19 protein-coding genes and 1 pseudogene are annotated in these 15,041 nt (G+C 68.4%); 4 read left to right on the forward strand and 16 right to left on the reverse strand.

Annotated elements, in window-relative coordinates; translation table 11 throughout:
• Window positions 1-24: 24 nt before the first annotated feature.
• Genes ABD209_RS15165 through ABD209_RS15175 form a run of 3 tightly spaced genes read left to right on the forward strand, consistent with a single transcriptional unit; the run spans window position 25 to window position 1,460 of the window.
• On the forward strand, window positions 25-300 hold the full coding sequence (locus ABD209_RS15165) for a hypothetical protein (RefSeq protein ID WP_344067701.1): 276 nt from the start codon (window positions 25-27) through the stop codon (window positions 298-300).
• Window positions 297-719: a type II toxin-antitoxin system VapC family toxin gene (locus tag ABD209_RS15170; protein ID WP_344067703.1), complete on the forward strand. Its 423-nt coding sequence runs from the start codon at window positions 297-299 to the stop codon at window positions 717-719. The genes ABD209_RS15165 and ABD209_RS15170 overlap by 4 nt, the downstream gene beginning before the upstream one ends.
• 18 nt (window positions 720-737) lie before the next feature.
• Window positions 738-1,460: a glutamine amidotransferase-related protein gene (locus tag ABD209_RS15175; protein WP_344067705.1), complete on the forward strand. Its 723-nt coding sequence runs from the start codon at window positions 738-740 to the stop codon at window positions 1,458-1,460.
• 136 nt (window positions 1,461-1,596) lie between these two features.
• On the opposite strand, the gene meaB is transcribed toward ABD209_RS15175, so the two are convergent.
• From meaB to truA, 6 genes are all read right to left on the reverse strand, one after another.
• On the reverse strand, window positions 1,597-2,580 hold the full coding sequence (meaB, locus tag ABD209_RS15180) for a methylmalonyl Co-A mutase-associated GTPase MeaB (protein ID WP_344067707.1): 984 nt from the start codon (window positions 2,578-2,580) through the stop codon (window positions 1,597-1,599).
• Window positions 2,577-3,008 (reverse strand): type II toxin-antitoxin system VapC family toxin, encoded by a 432-nt coding sequence (locus ABD209_RS15185; RefSeq protein WP_344067709.1) that lies wholly within the window; start codon window positions 3,006-3,008, stop codon window positions 2,577-2,579. Before ABD209_RS15185 ends, meaB begins: the two co-directional genes overlap by 4 nt.
• Entirely contained in the window at window positions 3,005-3,253 is a 249-nt protein-coding gene (locus ABD209_RS15190) for an AbrB/MazE/SpoVT family DNA-binding domain-containing protein (protein ID WP_344067711.1), read from the reverse strand. The genes ABD209_RS15185 and ABD209_RS15190 overlap by 4 nt, the downstream gene beginning before the upstream one ends.
• Window positions 3,254-3,289: 36 nt before the next feature.
• Complete coding sequence (scpA, locus tag ABD209_RS15195) at window positions 3,290-5,449, reverse strand: methylmalonyl-CoA mutase (RefSeq protein WP_344067713.1); 2,160 nt, start codon at window positions 5,447-5,449, stop codon at window positions 3,290-3,292.
• Window positions 5,446-7,299 (reverse strand): methylmalonyl-CoA mutase subunit beta, encoded by a 1,854-nt coding sequence (locus ABD209_RS15200; protein ID WP_344067715.1) that lies wholly within the window; start codon window positions 7,297-7,299, stop codon window positions 5,446-5,448. Before ABD209_RS15200 ends, scpA begins: the two co-directional genes overlap by 4 nt.
• 65 nt (window positions 7,300-7,364) lie before the next feature.
• Entirely contained in the window at window positions 7,365-8,294 is a 930-nt protein-coding gene (gene truA / locus ABD209_RS15205) for a tRNA pseudouridine(38-40) synthase TruA (protein WP_344067717.1), read from the reverse strand.
• Window positions 8,295-8,376: 82 nt separating this feature from the next.
• On the opposite strand from truA, the gene ABD209_RS15210 reads away from it, so the two are divergent.
• The gene (locus ABD209_RS15210; protein ID WP_344067719.1) at window positions 8,377-8,679 is read left to right on the forward strand and encodes a DUF2087 domain-containing protein; all 303 of its coding nucleotides are present in this window, start codon (window positions 8,377-8,379) and stop codon (window positions 8,677-8,679) included.
• 90 nt (window positions 8,680-8,769) lie between these two features.
• Here ABD209_RS15210 and ABD209_RS19975 read toward each other — a convergent pair whose 3' ends face one another.
• The 10 genes and pseudogenes from ABD209_RS19975 to ABD209_RS15255 form a co-directional block, all read right to left on the reverse strand.
• On the reverse strand, window positions 8,770-9,579 hold the full coding sequence (locus ABD209_RS19975) for a sunset domain-containing protein (RefSeq protein WP_486348463.1): 810 nt from the start codon (window positions 9,577-9,579) through the stop codon (window positions 8,770-8,772).
• Between the two features lie 47 nt (window positions 9,580-9,626).
• Window positions 9,627-10,050 (reverse strand): annotated as a pseudogene (gene rplQ, locus ABD209_RS15215) (50S ribosomal protein L17); the annotation flags it as partial.
• Window positions 10,051-10,162: 112 nt separating this feature from the next.
• Complete coding sequence (locus ABD209_RS15220; protein WP_344067721.1) at window positions 10,163-11,188, reverse strand: DNA-directed RNA polymerase subunit alpha; 1,026 nt, start codon at window positions 11,186-11,188, stop codon at window positions 10,163-10,165.
• Between the two features lie 146 nt (window positions 11,189-11,334).
• The gene (gene rpsD, locus ABD209_RS15225; protein ID WP_344067723.1) at window positions 11,335-11,943 is read right to left on the reverse strand and encodes a 30S ribosomal protein S4; all 609 of its coding nucleotides are present in this window, start codon (window positions 11,941-11,943) and stop codon (window positions 11,335-11,337) included.
• A gap of 31 nt (window positions 11,944-11,974) precedes the next feature.
• Entirely contained in the window at window positions 11,975-12,373 is a 399-nt protein-coding gene (gene rpsK, locus ABD209_RS15230; RefSeq protein ID WP_344067725.1) for a 30S ribosomal protein S11, read from the reverse strand.
• Entirely contained in the window at window positions 12,373-12,750 is a 378-nt protein-coding gene (rpsM, locus tag ABD209_RS15235; protein WP_344067727.1) for a 30S ribosomal protein S13, read from the reverse strand. The genes rpsK and rpsM overlap by 1 nt, the downstream gene beginning before the upstream one ends.
• A gap of 217 nt (window positions 12,751-12,967) precedes the next feature.
• Window positions 12,968-13,081: a 50S ribosomal protein L36 gene (gene rpmJ, locus ABD209_RS15240; RefSeq protein ID WP_022925314.1), complete on the reverse strand. Its 114-nt coding sequence runs from the start codon at window positions 13,079-13,081 to the stop codon at window positions 12,968-12,970.
• A gap of 60 nt (window positions 13,082-13,141) precedes the next feature.
• Complete coding sequence (infA, locus tag ABD209_RS15245; protein ID WP_048549119.1) at window positions 13,142-13,363, reverse strand: translation initiation factor IF-1; 222 nt, start codon at window positions 13,361-13,363, stop codon at window positions 13,142-13,144.
• A 562-nt stretch (window positions 13,364-13,925) separates the two neighbouring features.
• The gene (locus ABD209_RS15250; RefSeq protein WP_344067732.1) at window positions 13,926-14,450 is read right to left on the reverse strand and encodes a hypothetical protein; all 525 of its coding nucleotides are present in this window, start codon (window positions 14,448-14,450) and stop codon (window positions 13,926-13,928) included.
• A 203-nt stretch (window positions 14,451-14,653) separates the two neighbouring features.
• Window positions 14,654-14,866, reverse strand: coding sequence for a hypothetical protein (locus ABD209_RS15255; protein ID WP_344067734.1), 213 nt, complete (start codon window positions 14,864-14,866; stop codon window positions 14,654-14,656).
• Between the last annotated feature and the right edge of the window lie 175 nt (window positions 14,867-15,041).

Here is a 15,041-nt window from a genome sequence, read left to right on the forward strand (position 1 = left end):
CATGTGCATGTGTAGAGTTGCTGAATGAGCCCCCTGGAGCGACGCCTGCACGTCCTGATCGACCAAGCGCGCTACGACCAGCTCACCGCGGAGGCCACGCGCACCGGCCGGTCTGTTGCCGATATCGTCCGCTCCGCGATCGACCTGCACTTCGATGAGGACCGCGACCAGGCCCGTCGCGCGGCTGCGGCCCGGTTCCTGCTGGCATCGGCGGACTCGGATTCCGAGCCGGGCGAGACGTGGGAAGAGATGCTGGCCATCCAGGAGGCCGAGTTGGACCGCCGGCTCGACCTCGCGTGAACCAGCGCCCGAATCTGTTCCTCGACACCCCCGTATTCCTCTACGCCCTGGGCAAGGCGGCCCCTGCCAAGGCCGCCGCCCAAACCCTGCTTCGCGACGCATCGGTCGGGCAGTTGCGCCTCCACACGGGGGCGGAATGCGTCCAAGAGGTCATCTTCCACCGCCTCCGTTCCGGCTCCCGGAACCTCGCGGTCAATCAGGTCCACGCGATCAGGGAGCTCTGCGTCGTGCACCCGATGGACGATGCGGTCTTGGATCGAGGGCTGGAGTTGATCGAGGAGGCTGGGGCCCGCGGGCGCGACGCCTTCATCGCCGCCACCGCCCTGCTGGCCGGATTCGATCACATCGTGACCACGGACACCCGGTTCGTCGATGTGCCCGGCCTGCGCCCGGTGGACCCGCGCGACCTCGCCGGCTGACCCGGCACAATCGCCCGTATGACCGTCCGCATCGGCATCGCCGGCGACCTCACCCCCGCCTACCCCTCCCATCGCGAGATCGAGGCCGCACGGGGCCTGCTCGGCGACGACGTCGAGACGTCGTGGGTGGCGAGCGACGGACCGGGGGCCGCGGAGATCGTGGCGGGAGCCACGGCATACGACGGTCTGTGGATCGCGCCCGGCAGCCCGTACGCCGATGACGCCGCCGTTCTGGAGGTCATCCGGTGCGCGCGCGAGCGCGCGATGCCGCTGCTCGGCACCTGCGGCGGCCTGCAGTATGCCGTGCTCGAGTTCGCCCGTAACGTCCTGGGCAGCCCGGGGACGCACGCCGAGATCGACGGGGTTGACGACTCGAATGCCGTTGCCCCACTTGCCTGTTCGCTCGTAGGCCAGGAGCGCCTGGTGACGCCGACGCCTGGGACGTGGTTCGCAGACCTGGTCGCCGGCGAAGCGTTCGTCGGGATGCACTACTGCGGCTACGGCCCGACTCAGAAGACCGTCACCGACCTGACCGAGAACGACTGGCAGGTCGAGTCGAGCGCACCCGATGCACCGGCCGAAGTGCTGCGGTTGAAAACCCACCCGTTCTTCGTGCTGAGCCTCTTTCAACCTCAGATAGGGGCCATCAAACACGGTCGCGTGCACCCGCTCCTCCACGCCTTCGTGGACGCCGCCCACAGAGGCGCGAATAGCGAGCAGTCACACGCGATGGATGGCTGAGGCAATGGTCTCCCTCTGCGTTCGCAGGACCTGGTCCCGGACCGGCCTCTCGACGGGGCTGAACCGGCCTCTCGACGGGGCTGAACCGGCCTCTCGACGGGGCTGAACCGGCCTCTCGACGGAGGAAGTGGTGCGGTCAGGGGAGGAATGCCTGCAGGATGCGGTCGGCGGCGTCGACGGCGCTGACCCGCCCGGCGCGGACGTCGGCCTCCAGATCGGCCCGCTGTCCACGCACCGCCGGGTGGGCGCGGACAGCGTCCTCCAGGTGCGCGTCCACCATTGCCCACATCCAATCTTGCTGCTGCTGCGCACGGCGTGCCGCGAGCGAGCCCTCGGCCTCCAGATGCGCGCGATGGTCGAGGACGGCCTGCCAGACGTCGTCCAACCCAGAACCGGTCTGCGCCGAGCAGGTGAGCACCGGCGGGCGGCGGACATCCTTGCCCGGCAACATCAATCGCATCGCCGCACTCAGATCCCGCGCGGCCACGCGCGCCCGCCCCTCCCCGTCGCCGTCGGCCTTGTTGACGGCGATGACATCGGCGAGCTCGAGGATGCCGCGCTTGATCCCCTGCAGTTGATCCCCCGCCCCGGCGAGCGTCAGCAGCAGGAAGGTGTCGACCATCTCCGAGACGGCGATCTCGTTCTGCCCGACGCCGACCGTCTCGACGATGAGCACGTCATACCCGGCGGCCTCGAGGATGAGCATCGACTCGCGCGTCGCCCGCGCGACGCCGCCGAGATGTTTCCCGCTCGGGCTCGGCCGCACGAAGGCCTCCTCGCGCGCGGTCAACTCCGCCATCCGGGTCCGATCCCCGAGGATCGAACCGCCGGTCCGGCGCGACGAGGGGTCCACGGCGACGACGCCGACGCGCGAGCCGCGCTCGATCAGCCGCACCCCCATCGCGTCGATGAAGGTCGACTTGCCCGCCCCGGGCACACCGGTGATCCCGACCCGCACCGAGGCGCCCGTATGCGGCGTGATCGCCGCGATCAGTTCGCTCGCCTGGGCGCGGTGATCCGGGCGCGACGATTCGACCAGCGTGATCGCCCGCGCCACCTGCGCACGCGAACCGTCGCGGACGCCCGCGACCAGCGCCCCCACATCAATCGCCGGCCTCATGGTTTGCCCTGCTCCCGCGGCTGGAGAGGAGGTTCCACGCGGGTTACCGTGCCGACCCGATCGATGGCCCGATCGAAGGACGCAACGTGTCCAACCCCTGAGGACTCGGCACACGCGACCAGATAGGCCTCGGCGAAGTCCAACGGCAGCACTTCGTAGACCTCCACCGCCCTGAGGATCAGGTCCACGTCCAGACACGACACAGCCGAGAACCTGACCATCGACCGAACCGCCGTGGCAACGCGCTCCCTGGGTGCCTGATAGAACGACTCGAGCACGTAGATTGTCTCTGCCACAACCAGATCCGTGAGCAGCAGGCTCCCCGGAGCCGCGGCTCGGAGGAAGGCGGTTGCCCGGGCAGCCATCGGCGCCGGATCGCGCGTCAGATGTCGGACCAAGACATCGGTGTCAACGAATGCCTTGGTCATCGTCGATCACGTGAGCGTTGCTCCCTCGTCAACCGCCTGACATCGTCCCAATCGACATTGCGCCGTGCTGCAGGAACGGCGATGGATCCTTCGAGATCCAGGAAATCAGGGATCCGAGCCAGCACGGCGCGACCTTCCTCAACTCGGAACACGATGTCGTCTCCGGCCTCCACACCCAGCGCGTCTCGCACCGACTTGGGCAGCGTAATCTGCCCCTTCGAGGTGACCTTGGCCGCGACATCCATGACCACTCCTTACTCTTCGCCTAAAGTAAGGATAGCTCAGGCATCCAGGCGCGCCCGGAGGTCTTTGATCAGGTCGACGGCCGCACGAGAGATGACCGTCCCGGGCGGATAGATCGCATCCGCGCCCGATTCGCGCAGTTGCGCGAAGTCCTGGCTCGGGATCACGCCACCGACGACGATCATCAGGTCCTGACGCCCCAGGGCGTCCAACTCCGCCCGCAGCGCCGGCACCAGGGTCAGGTGCCCGGCCGCGAGGGAGGACACCCCGACGATGTGGACGTCAGCCTCGACGGCCTGGCGCGCGACCTCGGCGGGAGTTTGGAAGAGGGGGCCCACGTCGACGTCGAAGCCGAGGTCGGCGAAGGCGGTCGAGATGACCTTCTGCCCGCGATCGTGACCGTCCTGCCCCATCTTGGCGACGAGGATCCGCGGGCGCCGACCCTCGGCCTCCTCGAACTCCTCGACCAACTGCTGCGCGGTCTTGACACCCTCGTCGTCGCCGACCTCCGCGGAATACACGCCACCGATGGTACGGACCTGGGCCGTGTAGCGGCCGAAGACCTCCTCCATCGCGCTGGACATCTCACCGACCGTGGCCATCGCTCGGGCGGCCTCGATCGCGCATGCCAAGAGATTGGTCTCCAGAGTCCCGTCCGAGTCTCGTGCTGCGGCAGTGAGTTTCGCGAGAGCGGCACGGCATACGTCCTCGTCGCGCTCGGCGCGCAGTCGCTCGAGCTTGGCGATCTGTTGCGCGCGCACGGCGGCGTTGTCGACCTTGAGGACGTCGATCTCCTCGTCGTCCTCGACCACATAGGTGTTGACGCCGATGACCGGCTGCTGCCCGGAGTCGATCCGCGCCTGGGTGCGCGCGGCTGCCTCCTCGATGCGCATCTTGGGGATGCCGGCCTCGATCGCCTTTGCCATCCCGCCGGCGGCCTCGACCTCCTCGATGTGCTCCCACGCGCGCGCCGCGAGGTCGTGCGTCAACTTCTCGACGTATGCCGATCCCGCCCACGGGTCGATGGTCCGGCAGGTGCCCGACTCCTGCTGGATGACCAGCTGGGTGTTGCGGGCGATGCGGGCACTGAAGTCCGTTGGGAGAGCGATAGCTTCGTCGAGGGCATTGGTGTGCAGCGACTGGGTGTGGCCCTGGGTCGCAGCCATCGCCTCGATGCACGTCCGGACGACGTTGTTGAAGACGTCCTGCGCAGTCAGCGACCAGCCCGAGGTCTGGCTGTGCGTGCGCAAGGACAGCGACTTCGGGTTCTGCGCGCCCTGCTCCTTGACCAGCCGTGCCCAGAGCAGCCGCGCTGCCCGCAGCTTGGCGACCTCCATGAAGAAGTTCATCCCGATCGCCCAGAAGAAGCTCAGCCGCGGCGCGAACCTGTCGACATCGAGACCGACCGCCTTGCCGGCCCGGATGTATTCGACACCGTCGGCGAGGGTGTAGGCGAGCTCGAGATCCTGCGTCGCCCCGGCCTCCTGCATGTGATAGCCAGAGATCGAGATCGAGTTGAAGCGCGGCATCTTCGCGCTGGTGTAGGCAAAGATGTCCGAGACGATCCGCATGCTCGGCGTCGGCGGATAGATGTAGGTGTTGCGGACCATGAACTCCTTGAGGATGTCGTTCTGGATGGTCCCGGCCAACTGATCCGGCGCGACGCCCTGCTCCTCCGCGGCGACAACATAGAGCGCGAGGATCGGGATCACCGCGCCATTCATCGTCATCGACACCGACATCTGATCCAGCGGGATGCCACTGAAGAGCGTGCGCATGTCATAGATCGAGTCGATCGCCACACCGGCCATGCCGACGTCACCCTGCACCCGCGGGTGGTCGGAGTCGTAGCCCCGGTGCGTCGCCAGGTCGAAGGCGACCGACAAACCCTTTTGTCCCGCAGCGAGATTGCGCCGATAAAAGGCGTTGGACTCCTCGGCGGTGGAGAATCCGGCATACTGCCGGATCGTCCACGGTTGGTTGACATACATCGTCGGATAGGGCCCGCGCAGGAAGGGCGGCGCTCCCGGCACCGTCTGGAGGAAGTCGAGGCCGTCGAGGTCGTCGGACGTATAGACAGCCTTGACGTCGATGCCCTCCGGTGTCGTCCACGCGGGAGGCAGGTCACCGGAAACGGCGTCCGACGCGGCGTCGCCGCCGATCAGCGCAGACGTCGTGAAATCGGGAATCGTGCTCATCGCTCGGCTCCCTCCGCCGGGGCGCCGAGTCTGTCGAGGAGTCCGCTCAAGAACGCGACGACATCCATGCCGTCGTAGATCTCGCCGTCCACGTCTGTCTCCCCCAACTCCCGCCGCGCGCGGCCGGCGACATAGATCGTCTCGGTGCCGGCCGCGCGAAGGGCGGCGACCGCGTCGGCCGCGCCGGCGGCATACCCCTTGGGCGAACTCGCCAACACCACCGGTCCCGTATGCCGTGCCTCCCCCACCGCGGTTCCCGCGCCTTCGACGGTGGTCGCGACGATTCCGCCAGCCGCGAGCAGATTGGTCACGAACATCTCCCGTGCCCCGAAGTCGCGACGGCTGCCCAGCGCGACGACAGTGACCGCGGGCGGGGAGCCGTGCTGGGCGGCATACGCCGAAGCCCGGTCGCGCAAGACCTCCCACACCTGCGAATCCCGGTGCGGCGCAAGGCCACCAGCGGGCGCCGAGACCCGGGTGCGACGTGTCAGGGCAGTCTCCCCCGTGAGCGGGAACATGCTGACACCGGTCAACGGCTCGCGCCGGTTGGCGATGCGCGCCGCCTCCTCGTCGCGGGTCGCGGCGATGCGGGCAGCGACGATGCCCTCGGCGATGGCCCGCGGCATACCGCCCGCGGCCTCAATCTCCTGGAAGGCCGTCCAGGCGGCGGCGGCGAGTTCGTCGGTCAGCGCCTCGACATACCAGGAGCCGCCGGCGGGGTCGGTGACCCGCCCGACATTGGCCTCGTCGGCGAGGACGATCTGGGTGTTGCGGGCTAGGCGGCGCGAGAACTTCTCGGGCAGCCCGGCGACGGTGTCATAGGGCAGGACCGTGATGGCGTTCGCCCCCCCGACCGACGCCCCGAAGGTCGCGAGCGTCGAGCGCAGGACGTTGACCCACGGATCGTCGCGGGTGAACATCCGCAGCGCGGTGACCGCATGCGTGCGCGCGCCGCGGTCGGGCCCGGGCACCCCACACAGCTCGCCCACGCGCGCCCACACCCGGCGCAGAGCCCGCAACGCAGCCGTCGTGAGGAACTGATCGGCGGTGGCCGAGACACGAAACTCGATGTGCCTGAACGCATCCGCAGCTCCGACGCCGTCCGTCTCGAGCCGCCGCAGATAGGCGACGCCGGTGGCCACGGCATACGCGATCTCGTCGACGGCGCTCGCACCGGCGTCGCGGTAGACGCGCGAGTCGACGGTGATCGCTCGGACGCTGTCCACCCTCGCGGCCTTCGCGACATAGCCCGCGAGCCCGCCGAGGTCGGCGGCCGCACCCGTGCGCGCAGCGGCGCTGATCGGGTCGAGTCCGAGGTTGCCGCCGGCGCCGTTGGCACCACTGAGCACCACGAGGAGTGAATCCGCTGCTTCGGCTTGGTCGGTCACCGAGGACACCACGACAGGAGCGAGATCCAAACGGACGTCGGCGAGCGCCTCCGCGAGGTCACCGGCGGCCAACCCGTCGGCACCGATATGGACCCAGACCGAGGTGACGCCGTGTTCGAGATCGTCGAGGATCGCCGCGCGGGTGAGCGCCACGTCCGGGTCGTCATGCAGCTGGCGCACGTCCCACGGCATGCCGACCGGGCGCAACTCGCGGCCGCGCGTGAAGGGCATCTGCCCAGGCATACCGAGGGCAGGGGAGTCGTCGGGCGCGAGATAGAGGGGATTGATCACGACCCCACCCGGCACCTTGCTCCGCAGGCTTTCCTCAGCCTCGGTGGGCGAGAGCTTCGCGTCCTCGCCCCTGGACTTGTTGACCACACCGGCGACGAGGTCCTGCCACGCCTGATGCGTCTGGGGCGGGAAATCGGCGGCGAGGGACATCGCCTCGGTGGTGCCGGACATACGTGCGCTCCTTGGGTAGGGGCTGGAAGCGGCGCACCGGACTGGCGGTCGGGCGCCGTCGCCGATCATTTCCAGCCTATCGAGGGCGGTGGTAGGCCCGGACCGCTTCCCGGGAGAGGTTGCGCACAATGGCCGCCCTCACGCGCCGGGCGGTTGTGTGCGACCTCACCGCGGCGCGCCCGCGCTTGCTCCGCCCGTGCCCCGAGTTCCGCGTCCGGCGGATACCGCACCTCCTCGAGGCTGAGGCCGTGCGCCGGCATCACCTTCACCCGCGGATCCCGTATGCCGGCGCGCAGCACCTGTGCAGGGAAGCTCACGTCCACACGCCCGAGCCCCACCGGGACGACCGCGCCGACCAATGCGCGGACCATCGAGTGGCAGAAAGCGTCTGCCTCGACGGTGGCGACCAGCGTCTGGTCTGCGTCGCGTTCCCAGGAGTATGCCAGCAGCGTCCGGATCGTGCTCGCCCCCTCGCGCCGCTTGCAGAAGGCCGCGAAATCGTTCAGCCCCAAGAGTGTTCGGGCGGCCGCATCCATGGCGGCCGCATCCAGGCGGTCGGCCGCGACGACGGTGTCGTGCCGGCGCAGTGGGTCGAGCGTGGCCTGGTCGTCGCAGACTCGGTAGGCATAACGCCGCGCCGTCGCCGAGAAGCGCGCGTCGAAGCCGTCGGCAGCGACAGCTACCCGGTGCACGACGACATCCGGCGGCAGCACGGCATTGAGCCGATCCACCGCCGCCCGCTCGGGTGAGCGGTCACTGCGGCCAGGAAGCGCGGCATACGGGCCGTCGGAGATGTCGGCATGCGCGACCTGCCCGCGCGCGTGCACCCCGGCATCGGTGCGGCCGGCGACAACCAGCCGCACCGGTTCGGACACCCGCAGGATGGTGGTCAAGGCTGCGGCGAGTTCCCCCTCCACCGTGCGTTGCCCGGGCTGGGCGGCCCACCCGGAGAAGGCGGTGCCGTCATACGCGAGGTCGATCCGCAGGCGAGGCACCTCGGCAGCCTAATGTCCGCCACCGACAGCAGACACTCGAAAACCACCTGCGCGCGCAGCGAGTCCGGATGAGGATGGAGTCATGGACCGACCCCTTTTGGCCGATGCTCTCAAGCACCGCGACGTCGTGCTGCGGGCCTTCGTCGGCGCCGACGGCCGCCTCTCAAGCATCCCGACCAAGCTGATCAAGCGTCTCGTCGTCCTCGACTTCGTGGCCCAGGATTTCGAGATCGGGCGTACCTATCCCGAGGCCGACGTCAATGCGATCCTCAAGCGCCGGCACGACGACCACGCCGCGCTGCGCCGTTACCTGGTCGAGCAGGAGTTCATGGGGCGCCGGGACGGCCACTACTGGCGCTCGGGCGGGACCGTATCCGAGGACTGACCCGACGCCGCGCGCATGCGGGTCGCGCCAGGACAGAAAACGGCCCCGCGGGAGCACTCCCGCGGGGCCGTCGACGTATGCCGGCGTGGCTCAGGCCTCGTCGACCTGCTGCTTCGCAGCGCCACCGGCCGGCTTGAAGCCGGCCTTCTCGGCGGACTCGGCAGAGTCGAACCAGACCTCGGCCTCAGTGGCGTCGTACCACCGCGAGCCGGGGACGTGGAAGAGCATGGAGTCCTTGTTGCCCTTGACGTCGTGGCCGGCCGGAGCGGAGCCATCGGCGGCCGGCTCGGCCGAACCCTTGCCATACTCCGCCTCGACGAAGGCGACCGGCTCAGCGGCCGCCTTGCGCGAGCCAGCCTTGCGGAAGCCCGCGGCCTCGGCGTCGGCAGCCGACTTGAACCAGAACTCCGCCTCGGTGGCGTCGTACCACTGGCCATCCGGCTCGTGGTAGAGGCCGCTGTCGGCGTTGCCTTTGACGGTGTAGCCCGCCGGGGCAGAGCCGTCTGCGTTCGGGGCGGCAGCGCCGGCCGGCAACTCGGCCGCAGCCGGAGCGGCGGCGTCGGCGGCAACGTCGGCCGCAGCCGGAGCGGCGGCGTCGACAGCCGGGGCGTCGGCAGCACCGCTCAACCCGGCGGCCTTGGTGGCAGCAACCGGCTCGGAGGAGGTCAGGTCCGCGGCCTCCGCAGAGGCACCAGCGGCCGCGACGTCGGTCTCGGTGCCCTCGACGGCGGCGATCTCGTCAGCGACCGGGGCGACCTGAACATCCGCGGTCGCGGCGTCCTGGACATCGGCAGCACTGGCCGAGCGCACGTCGTCGGCGCTGGCCGAGGCGAGCACGGCGGCGTCATCCGCGGCGGCGCCGGCGGCGTCCTCGATTTCGGCGACGGGAGCGTCGGCCACCGGGGCCTCCGCGACGGGGGCTGCCGCCTTGTCCGCCTTGGCCTTGTCCTTGGCGGAGCGCTTGGTGGCGCCCTCGGCTTCGGCGACGACGGCCTTCTTCGGCTTGGCCGAGACGGGCTCACGCACGAGCTCGATCACGGCCATGGGGGCGTTGTCGCCCTTGCGCGCGGCGATCTTGGTGATGCGGGTGTAGCCACCCGGACGCTCGGCCATATCGGGCGCGATCTCGACGAAGAGGCGGTGGACGACGCCCTTGTCCTTGAGCGTCGCGATGACGCGGCGGCGGGCGTGCAGGTCACCGCGCTTGGCGAAAGTCACCATGCGCTCGGCGAGCGGGCGCATGCGCTTGGCCTTGGCCTCGGTGGTCGTGATCGAGTCGTGCTCGAAGAGCGCCGTGACGAGGTTGGCGAGAATCAGCCGCTCGTGAGCGGGACCGCCTCCGAGGCGGGGACCCTTCGTGGGGGCAGGCATGTCATTTCTCCTAATGCAAGAGGTCTAGAGATCGTCGGGGTCCCCGCGAAGTAGCGCAGCTGGGTCCCACGGTCTGCGTGGGCGGAACGAGCGTAGAACTTCGTGGGGTGTCTCAGAGCTGCTCGTCTTCGGCGAAGGACAGATCGTCGTCCTCGTCGAAGGCGTCGTAGCCGGCGTCGAGGGACGACGGGTCGAATCCGGGCGGGCTGTCCTTGAGGCCAAGGCCCATCGAGTGCAGCTTCGCCTTGACCTCGTCGATCGACTTGGTGCCGAAGTTGCGGATGTCGAGCAGGTCCGCCTCGCTGCGCCCGACGAGCTCACCCACGGTGTGGATGCCCTCACGCTTGAGGCAGTTGTAGGAGCGAACGGTCAGGTCGAGGTCCTCGATCGGCAGCGCCAGGTCGGCGGCCAGGGCGGCATCGGTCGGCGAGGGGCCCATGTCGATGCCCTCGGCCTCGACGTTGAGCTCGCGGGCCAGGCCGAACAGCTCGACCAGAGTCTTGCCGGCGGAGGCCATGGCGTCGCTCGGGGCCATCGAGTTCTTGGTCTCGACGTCGACGATCAGCTTGTCGAAGTCGGTGCGCTGCTCGACACGGGTGGCCTCGACCTTGTAGGTCACGGCGAGGACCGGGCTGTAGATCGAGTCGACCGGGATGCGGCCGATCTCCTGGTCGCCGGCCTTGTTCTGCTGCGCCGAGACGTAGCCGCGGCCGCGCTCGACGATCAGCTCCATCTCGAGCTTGCCCTTGTCATTCAGGGTCGCGATGTGCAGGTCGGGGTTGTGGATCTCGACGCCGGCCGGCGGGGCGATGTCGGCAGCCGTGACGGCGCCGGCGCCCTGCTTGCGCAGGTACATCACGACCGGCTCGTCCTCTTCGGAGGAGACGACCAGGCCCTTGATGTTGAGGATGATCTCGGTGACATCCTCCTTGACCCCGGGGACGGTGGAGAACTCGTGCAGCACGCCGTCGATGCGGATGCTGGTGACCGAGGCTCCGGGGATGCTCGACAGGAGCGTGCGGCGCAGGGAGTTGCCGAGGGTGTAGCCGAATCCGGGCTCGAGTGGCTCGATGACGAACCGGCTCCGGTTGTCGGCGACGACCTCCTCGGTCAGGACGGGACGCTGTGCGATCAGCACTGTTTTCTTCTTTCCCGACGGCACCCGCTATTTGATGCCGACGTATGCCGCGGTCTCCCGCGGCCAGGCACGTCACCTCTGTCTGCGACGTACCGAACCCTTGTGCCGCACTGCCGCGAGCGGCACTGCGGCACAAGGGTTTTGGATCAGTTCTTGCTGTAGAGCTCGACGATCAGCTGCTCGGTGAGCTGGGTGTCGATCTGCTCGCGGACGGGCAGCTGGTGGATCAGGATCTGCAGCGTGCCGGGGACGACCTGCATCCAGGCCGGGACCGGGCGCTCGCCGAAGGTCTCCCGCGCCAGCTGGAACGGGAAGGACTCGATCGACTGCTTGCGGATCGTGATGATGTCAAACTGCTCGACGCGGTAGGACGGGACGTCGACGCGGTGGCCGTTGACCTCGAAGTGGCCGTGCGTGACGAGCTGACGGGCGTGCCGACGGGTCCGGGCCAGGCCGGCGCGGTAGATGACATTGTCCAGGCGCGACTCGAGGATGGTCAGCAGGTTGCTACCGGTCTTGCCGGGGCGGTTGGCTGCTTCCTCGTAGTAGCGGCGGAACTGCTTCTCCATGACGCCATAGGTGAAGCGGGCGCGCTGCTTTTCCTGGAGCTGGGTGAGGTATTCCTTCTCCTGGATCCGGCGACGGCCGTGCTGACCCGGGGGGAAGGGACGGATCTCGAAGTTCTTGTCGCCGCCGACGAGGTCGAGCTTGTAGCGACGGGACTTCTTGGTGATGGGGCCGGTGTACCGAGCCATGACTAACTACTCTCCGTTTCGGGAAGCGGGCTCAGACGCGGCGGCGCTTGGGCGGGCGGACACCGTTGTGCGGGCTGGGGCTGACGTCCGAGATGGCGCCGACCTCCAGGCCTGCAGCGGTGAGGGAACGGATGGCGGTCTCACGACCCGAGCCGGGGCCCTTGACGAAGACGTCGACCTTGCGCATGCCGTGCTCCATCGCACGCCGAGCGCAGGCCTCGGCGGCCATCTGCGCGGCATACGGGGTGGACTTGCGGGAGCCCTTGAAGCCGACCTGGCCGGCAGAGGCCCACGAGATCACGGCGCCCGAGGGGTCGGTGATCGAGATGATGGTGTTGTTGAACGTGCTCTTGATGTGGGCCTGACCCACGGCGACGTTCTTCTTGACCTTGCGACGGACCTTCGACGTCGCGCGAGCCTTGGGAGGCATTACTTACCAGCCTTCTTCTTACCGGCGACGGTGCGCTTGGGACCCTTGCGCGTGCGGGCGTTGGTCTTGGTGCGCTGACCGTGGACCGGCAGGCCCTTGCGGTGGCGCAGGCCCTCATACGAGCCGATCTCGACCTTGCGGCGGATGTCCGCGGCGATCTCGCGTCGCAGGTCACCCTCGATCTTGACATTGCCTTCGAGGTAGTCACGAAGGGCGACGAGCTGGTCGTCGACGAGGTCCTTGACGCGGGTGGACGGGTCGACACCCGTCGCCGCCAGCGCCTGCTGGGACGTCGTCCGACCCACACCGAAGATGTAGGTCAGGGCGACCTCGACGCGCTTGTCGCGCGGGAGGTCGACTCCAACAAGACGTGCCATGTGGTGGCATTCCTTTTCTGTTCGTCCGGAGGTTTCGGGTGCAGCGCCAGTCGGGGCGTCGGTCAACGGCGGCGGATTGTCGTATGCCGGTGCGCTCCCGTCCGCGGCCTCCGGGCCGCGGGTGACGTCCTGGCTCTCCAGGGGTCGGGTGCTGCGTTCATCATTGAGTTGTCTTGCGTCTGGTCGAGGACCCTGTGAGCAGGTGCTCGGTCGGGGATCAGCCCTGGCGCTGCTTGTGGCGCAGGTTGTCGCAGATCACCATGACCCGCCCGTGACGGCGGATCACCTTGCACTTGTCGCAGATCTTCTTGACGCTCGGCTGAACCTTCATCAGTCTTTTCCGGTCGTCTCGATCGGCTGGCCCGCGGACCGGTCGGCCCGCGGGGTCTTGCTAGCGGTAACGGAAAACGATGCGCCCGCGGGTCAGGTCATAGGGGCTGAGCTCCACGACGACCCGGTCCTCGGGGAGGATCCGGATGTAGTGCTGGCGCATCTTGCCCGAGATGTGGGCGAGAACCTTGTGACCGTTGGTCAACTCCACCCGGAACATTGCGTTCGGGAGAGCTTCGACGATCGTGCCCTCGACCTCGATGACACCGTCCTTCTTGGCCATATCCTCCGTCAATCCATGTTGGCGACCGACCCCTCTAGGGGTGGGACCGGTCATACGAAATCGGCCCAGTGTGCAAGGCAGGGTGCGCGCGCACACGTGACCGACGCTCCAGTCTACGGGAGGATGGCGGACACCGGAAATCGCCGCCGGTCCGACGACCGAGGTCCGGCTCACCGTCGTCAACTCGTCCGTCTCGATGTCTCAGAGCCGGACGTGGTCGTCGTGGTTGGAGGGGTGTCGGGAACGTGCGCCACCCCAACAACGAGCCGGCCGTCGCCCGATATCGACTGGCCGTTCAGGGGATAGATCGAGTGAGGCAGCCCATACTCCATGTGCGTGCGGCTGCCGCGCTGTCGGCAACGCCTCGCAAGCCGCCATGCCAAAACGCTAAAACCGCTGACGACCCGGTGACAATGGCTGAATCGGCGCCCGACGAGGCGTGGATCGGTCCACTCTCGGTAGGGGAGGCACAGCGGGCGCTATACCGCGCACTTTGACTCCCCTACCGTGAGTAACTGGCAGTCGACGCCTCACGCGAGCGACAGCCCACAGCAGATCCCGGTCAGCGCACGCTGACCGGTGTCACTGTTCCGGTCTGCCAGTTCCACACCATCACCTGGCGCGACGGGTTGTCGGCATCGGCAACAACAGGCGCCGTGCCGGCCAGCGCGGGTTGGCGGTTCGGTTCATACAGGGTGGCCAACGCTGCGGCCGAGCTCGGGGGGTCCATGGACCGGTCGACGATGTGGATAAATCCCTCCCGGCCATCGCTCACGCTGACCACGGCGCGTCGCCCGGTGCGGTCGATGTCATAGCTGACCAGGCTGAGCACGCCGTCTCTGCTGTCATCGGCGACCCGGAAGGTCCCCGCGGGATTGCGCACGGACACCGCCCACCCGGTTATATCCGCCGCGTCCTTGTACCACTGGCGCGAGAAGCTGACACCGGCGTTACTCGCGCGTGGGCGGCCGCTGACGTCGTAATACCCCTCGACGTCGGTGTCACGGTGCACGATCGAGACCGCGTTCGTGGCCCGGGACCACTGGTTGATGCTGCTCGAGCCGTCCATCGAATAGAAGGCGACCATCCGGGCTGATCGAGGGCTGCATGGAGCGGGCGGCTTGCTGGCTCCCCGCCGGCGTCAGCGAGACTCTCGTTGTCCGGCCCCCCGGAACATCCCGGAGGAAGACGTCGCCTGCGCGGTTCGTGTCACCGGGCACGAGATTGCCCGCGGCGGTCGCGAAGACGACATACCTGCCGTCGGCCGACATGTCGAGGTCTTCGCACCACTCAATCGTTGGCCTGGCCGGATGTCGAGACCGAGACCCGGATGATGGCGCCAGTTGTCAGGTCCGCGCGGAAGACCCCGGGCATCCGGGTGCCATCTCCCGGCACGAGGTTGGTCGCATCGGACCTGAAGGCAACATGCCGGCCGTCATCGGACACCACCGGCCACGAACTGGCCCCATCGGCCTCGGCGCCTGCGACCCCCTTGGAGATCAAGACGGGTGGTGCCCGCGACCCGATCCCGGATGAAGATGTCCGGATACTTCCCGGTGTCGTTCGGCGCGAGGCTCGTCGCCGTCGAGGCGAAGACGACGAATCGACCGGTCGCCAGAATATCGGGTTGCATCGAACTGCCGTTCCCGAGCGCGGGCGGAGCAGCTGCCGTTGGTGC

This window comes from Nostocoides vanveenii, assembly GCF_039531165.1.
GTDB lineage: Bacteria > Actinomycetota > Actinomycetes > Actinomycetales > Dermatophilaceae > Nostocoides_A > Nostocoides_A vanveenii.

What these genes read in the sequence shown, in the direction of transcription:
- ABD209_RS15190 (WP_344067711.1), bottom strand. Translation starts at nt 3,253, where the DNA reads ATGGATGTCGCGGCCAAGGTCACCTCGAAGGGGCAGATTACGCTGCCC.
- ABD209_RS15250 (WP_344067732.1), bottom strand. Translation starts at nt 14,450, where the DNA reads ATGGTCGCCTTCTATTCGATGGACGGCTCGAGCAGCATCAACCAGTGG.
- rpsM (WP_344067727.1), bottom strand. Translation starts at nt 12,750, where the DNA reads ATGGCACGTCTTGTTGGAGTCGACCTCCCGCGCGACAAGCGCGTCGAG.
- infA (WP_048549119.1), bottom strand. Translation starts at nt 13,363, where the DNA reads ATGGCCAAGAAGGACGGTGTCATCGAGGTCGAGGGCACGATCGTCGAA.
- meaB (WP_344067707.1), bottom strand. Translation starts at nt 2,580, where the DNA reads ATGAGGCCGGCGATTGATGTGGGGGCGCTGGTCGCGGGCGTCCGCGAC.
- scpA (WP_344067713.1), bottom strand. Translation starts at nt 5,449, where the DNA reads ATGAGCACGATTCCCGATTTCACGACGTCTGCGCTGATCGGCGGCGAC.
- ABD209_RS15210 (WP_344067719.1), top strand. Translation starts at nt 8,377, where the DNA reads ATGGACCGACCCCTTTTGGCCGATGCTCTCAAGCACCGCGACGTCGTG.
- rpmJ (WP_022925314.1), bottom strand. Translation starts at nt 13,081, where the DNA reads ATGAAGGTTCAGCCGAGCGTCAAGAAGATCTGCGACAAGTGCAAGGTG.
- rpsD (WP_344067723.1), bottom strand. Translation starts at nt 11,943, where the DNA reads ATGGCTCGGTACACCGGCCCCATCACCAAGAAGTCCCGTCGCTACAAG.
- ABD209_RS15185 (WP_344067709.1), bottom strand. Translation starts at nt 3,008, where the DNA reads ATGACCAAGGCATTCGTTGACACCGATGTCTTGGTCCGACATCTGACG.
- rpsK (WP_344067725.1), bottom strand. Translation starts at nt 12,373, where the DNA reads ATGCCTCCCAAGGCTCGCGCGACGTCGAAGGTCCGTCGCAAGGTCAAG.
- ABD209_RS15175 (WP_344067705.1), top strand. Translation starts at nt 738, where the DNA reads ATGACCGTCCGCATCGGCATCGCCGGCGACCTCACCCCCGCCTACCCC.
- ABD209_RS15200 (WP_344067715.1), bottom strand. Translation starts at nt 7,299, where the DNA reads ATGTCCGGCACCACCGAGGCGATGTCCCTCGCCGCCGATTTCCCGCCC.
- ABD209_RS15165 (WP_344067701.1), top strand. Translation starts at nt 25, where the DNA reads ATGAGCCCCCTGGAGCGACGCCTGCACGTCCTGATCGACCAAGCGCGC.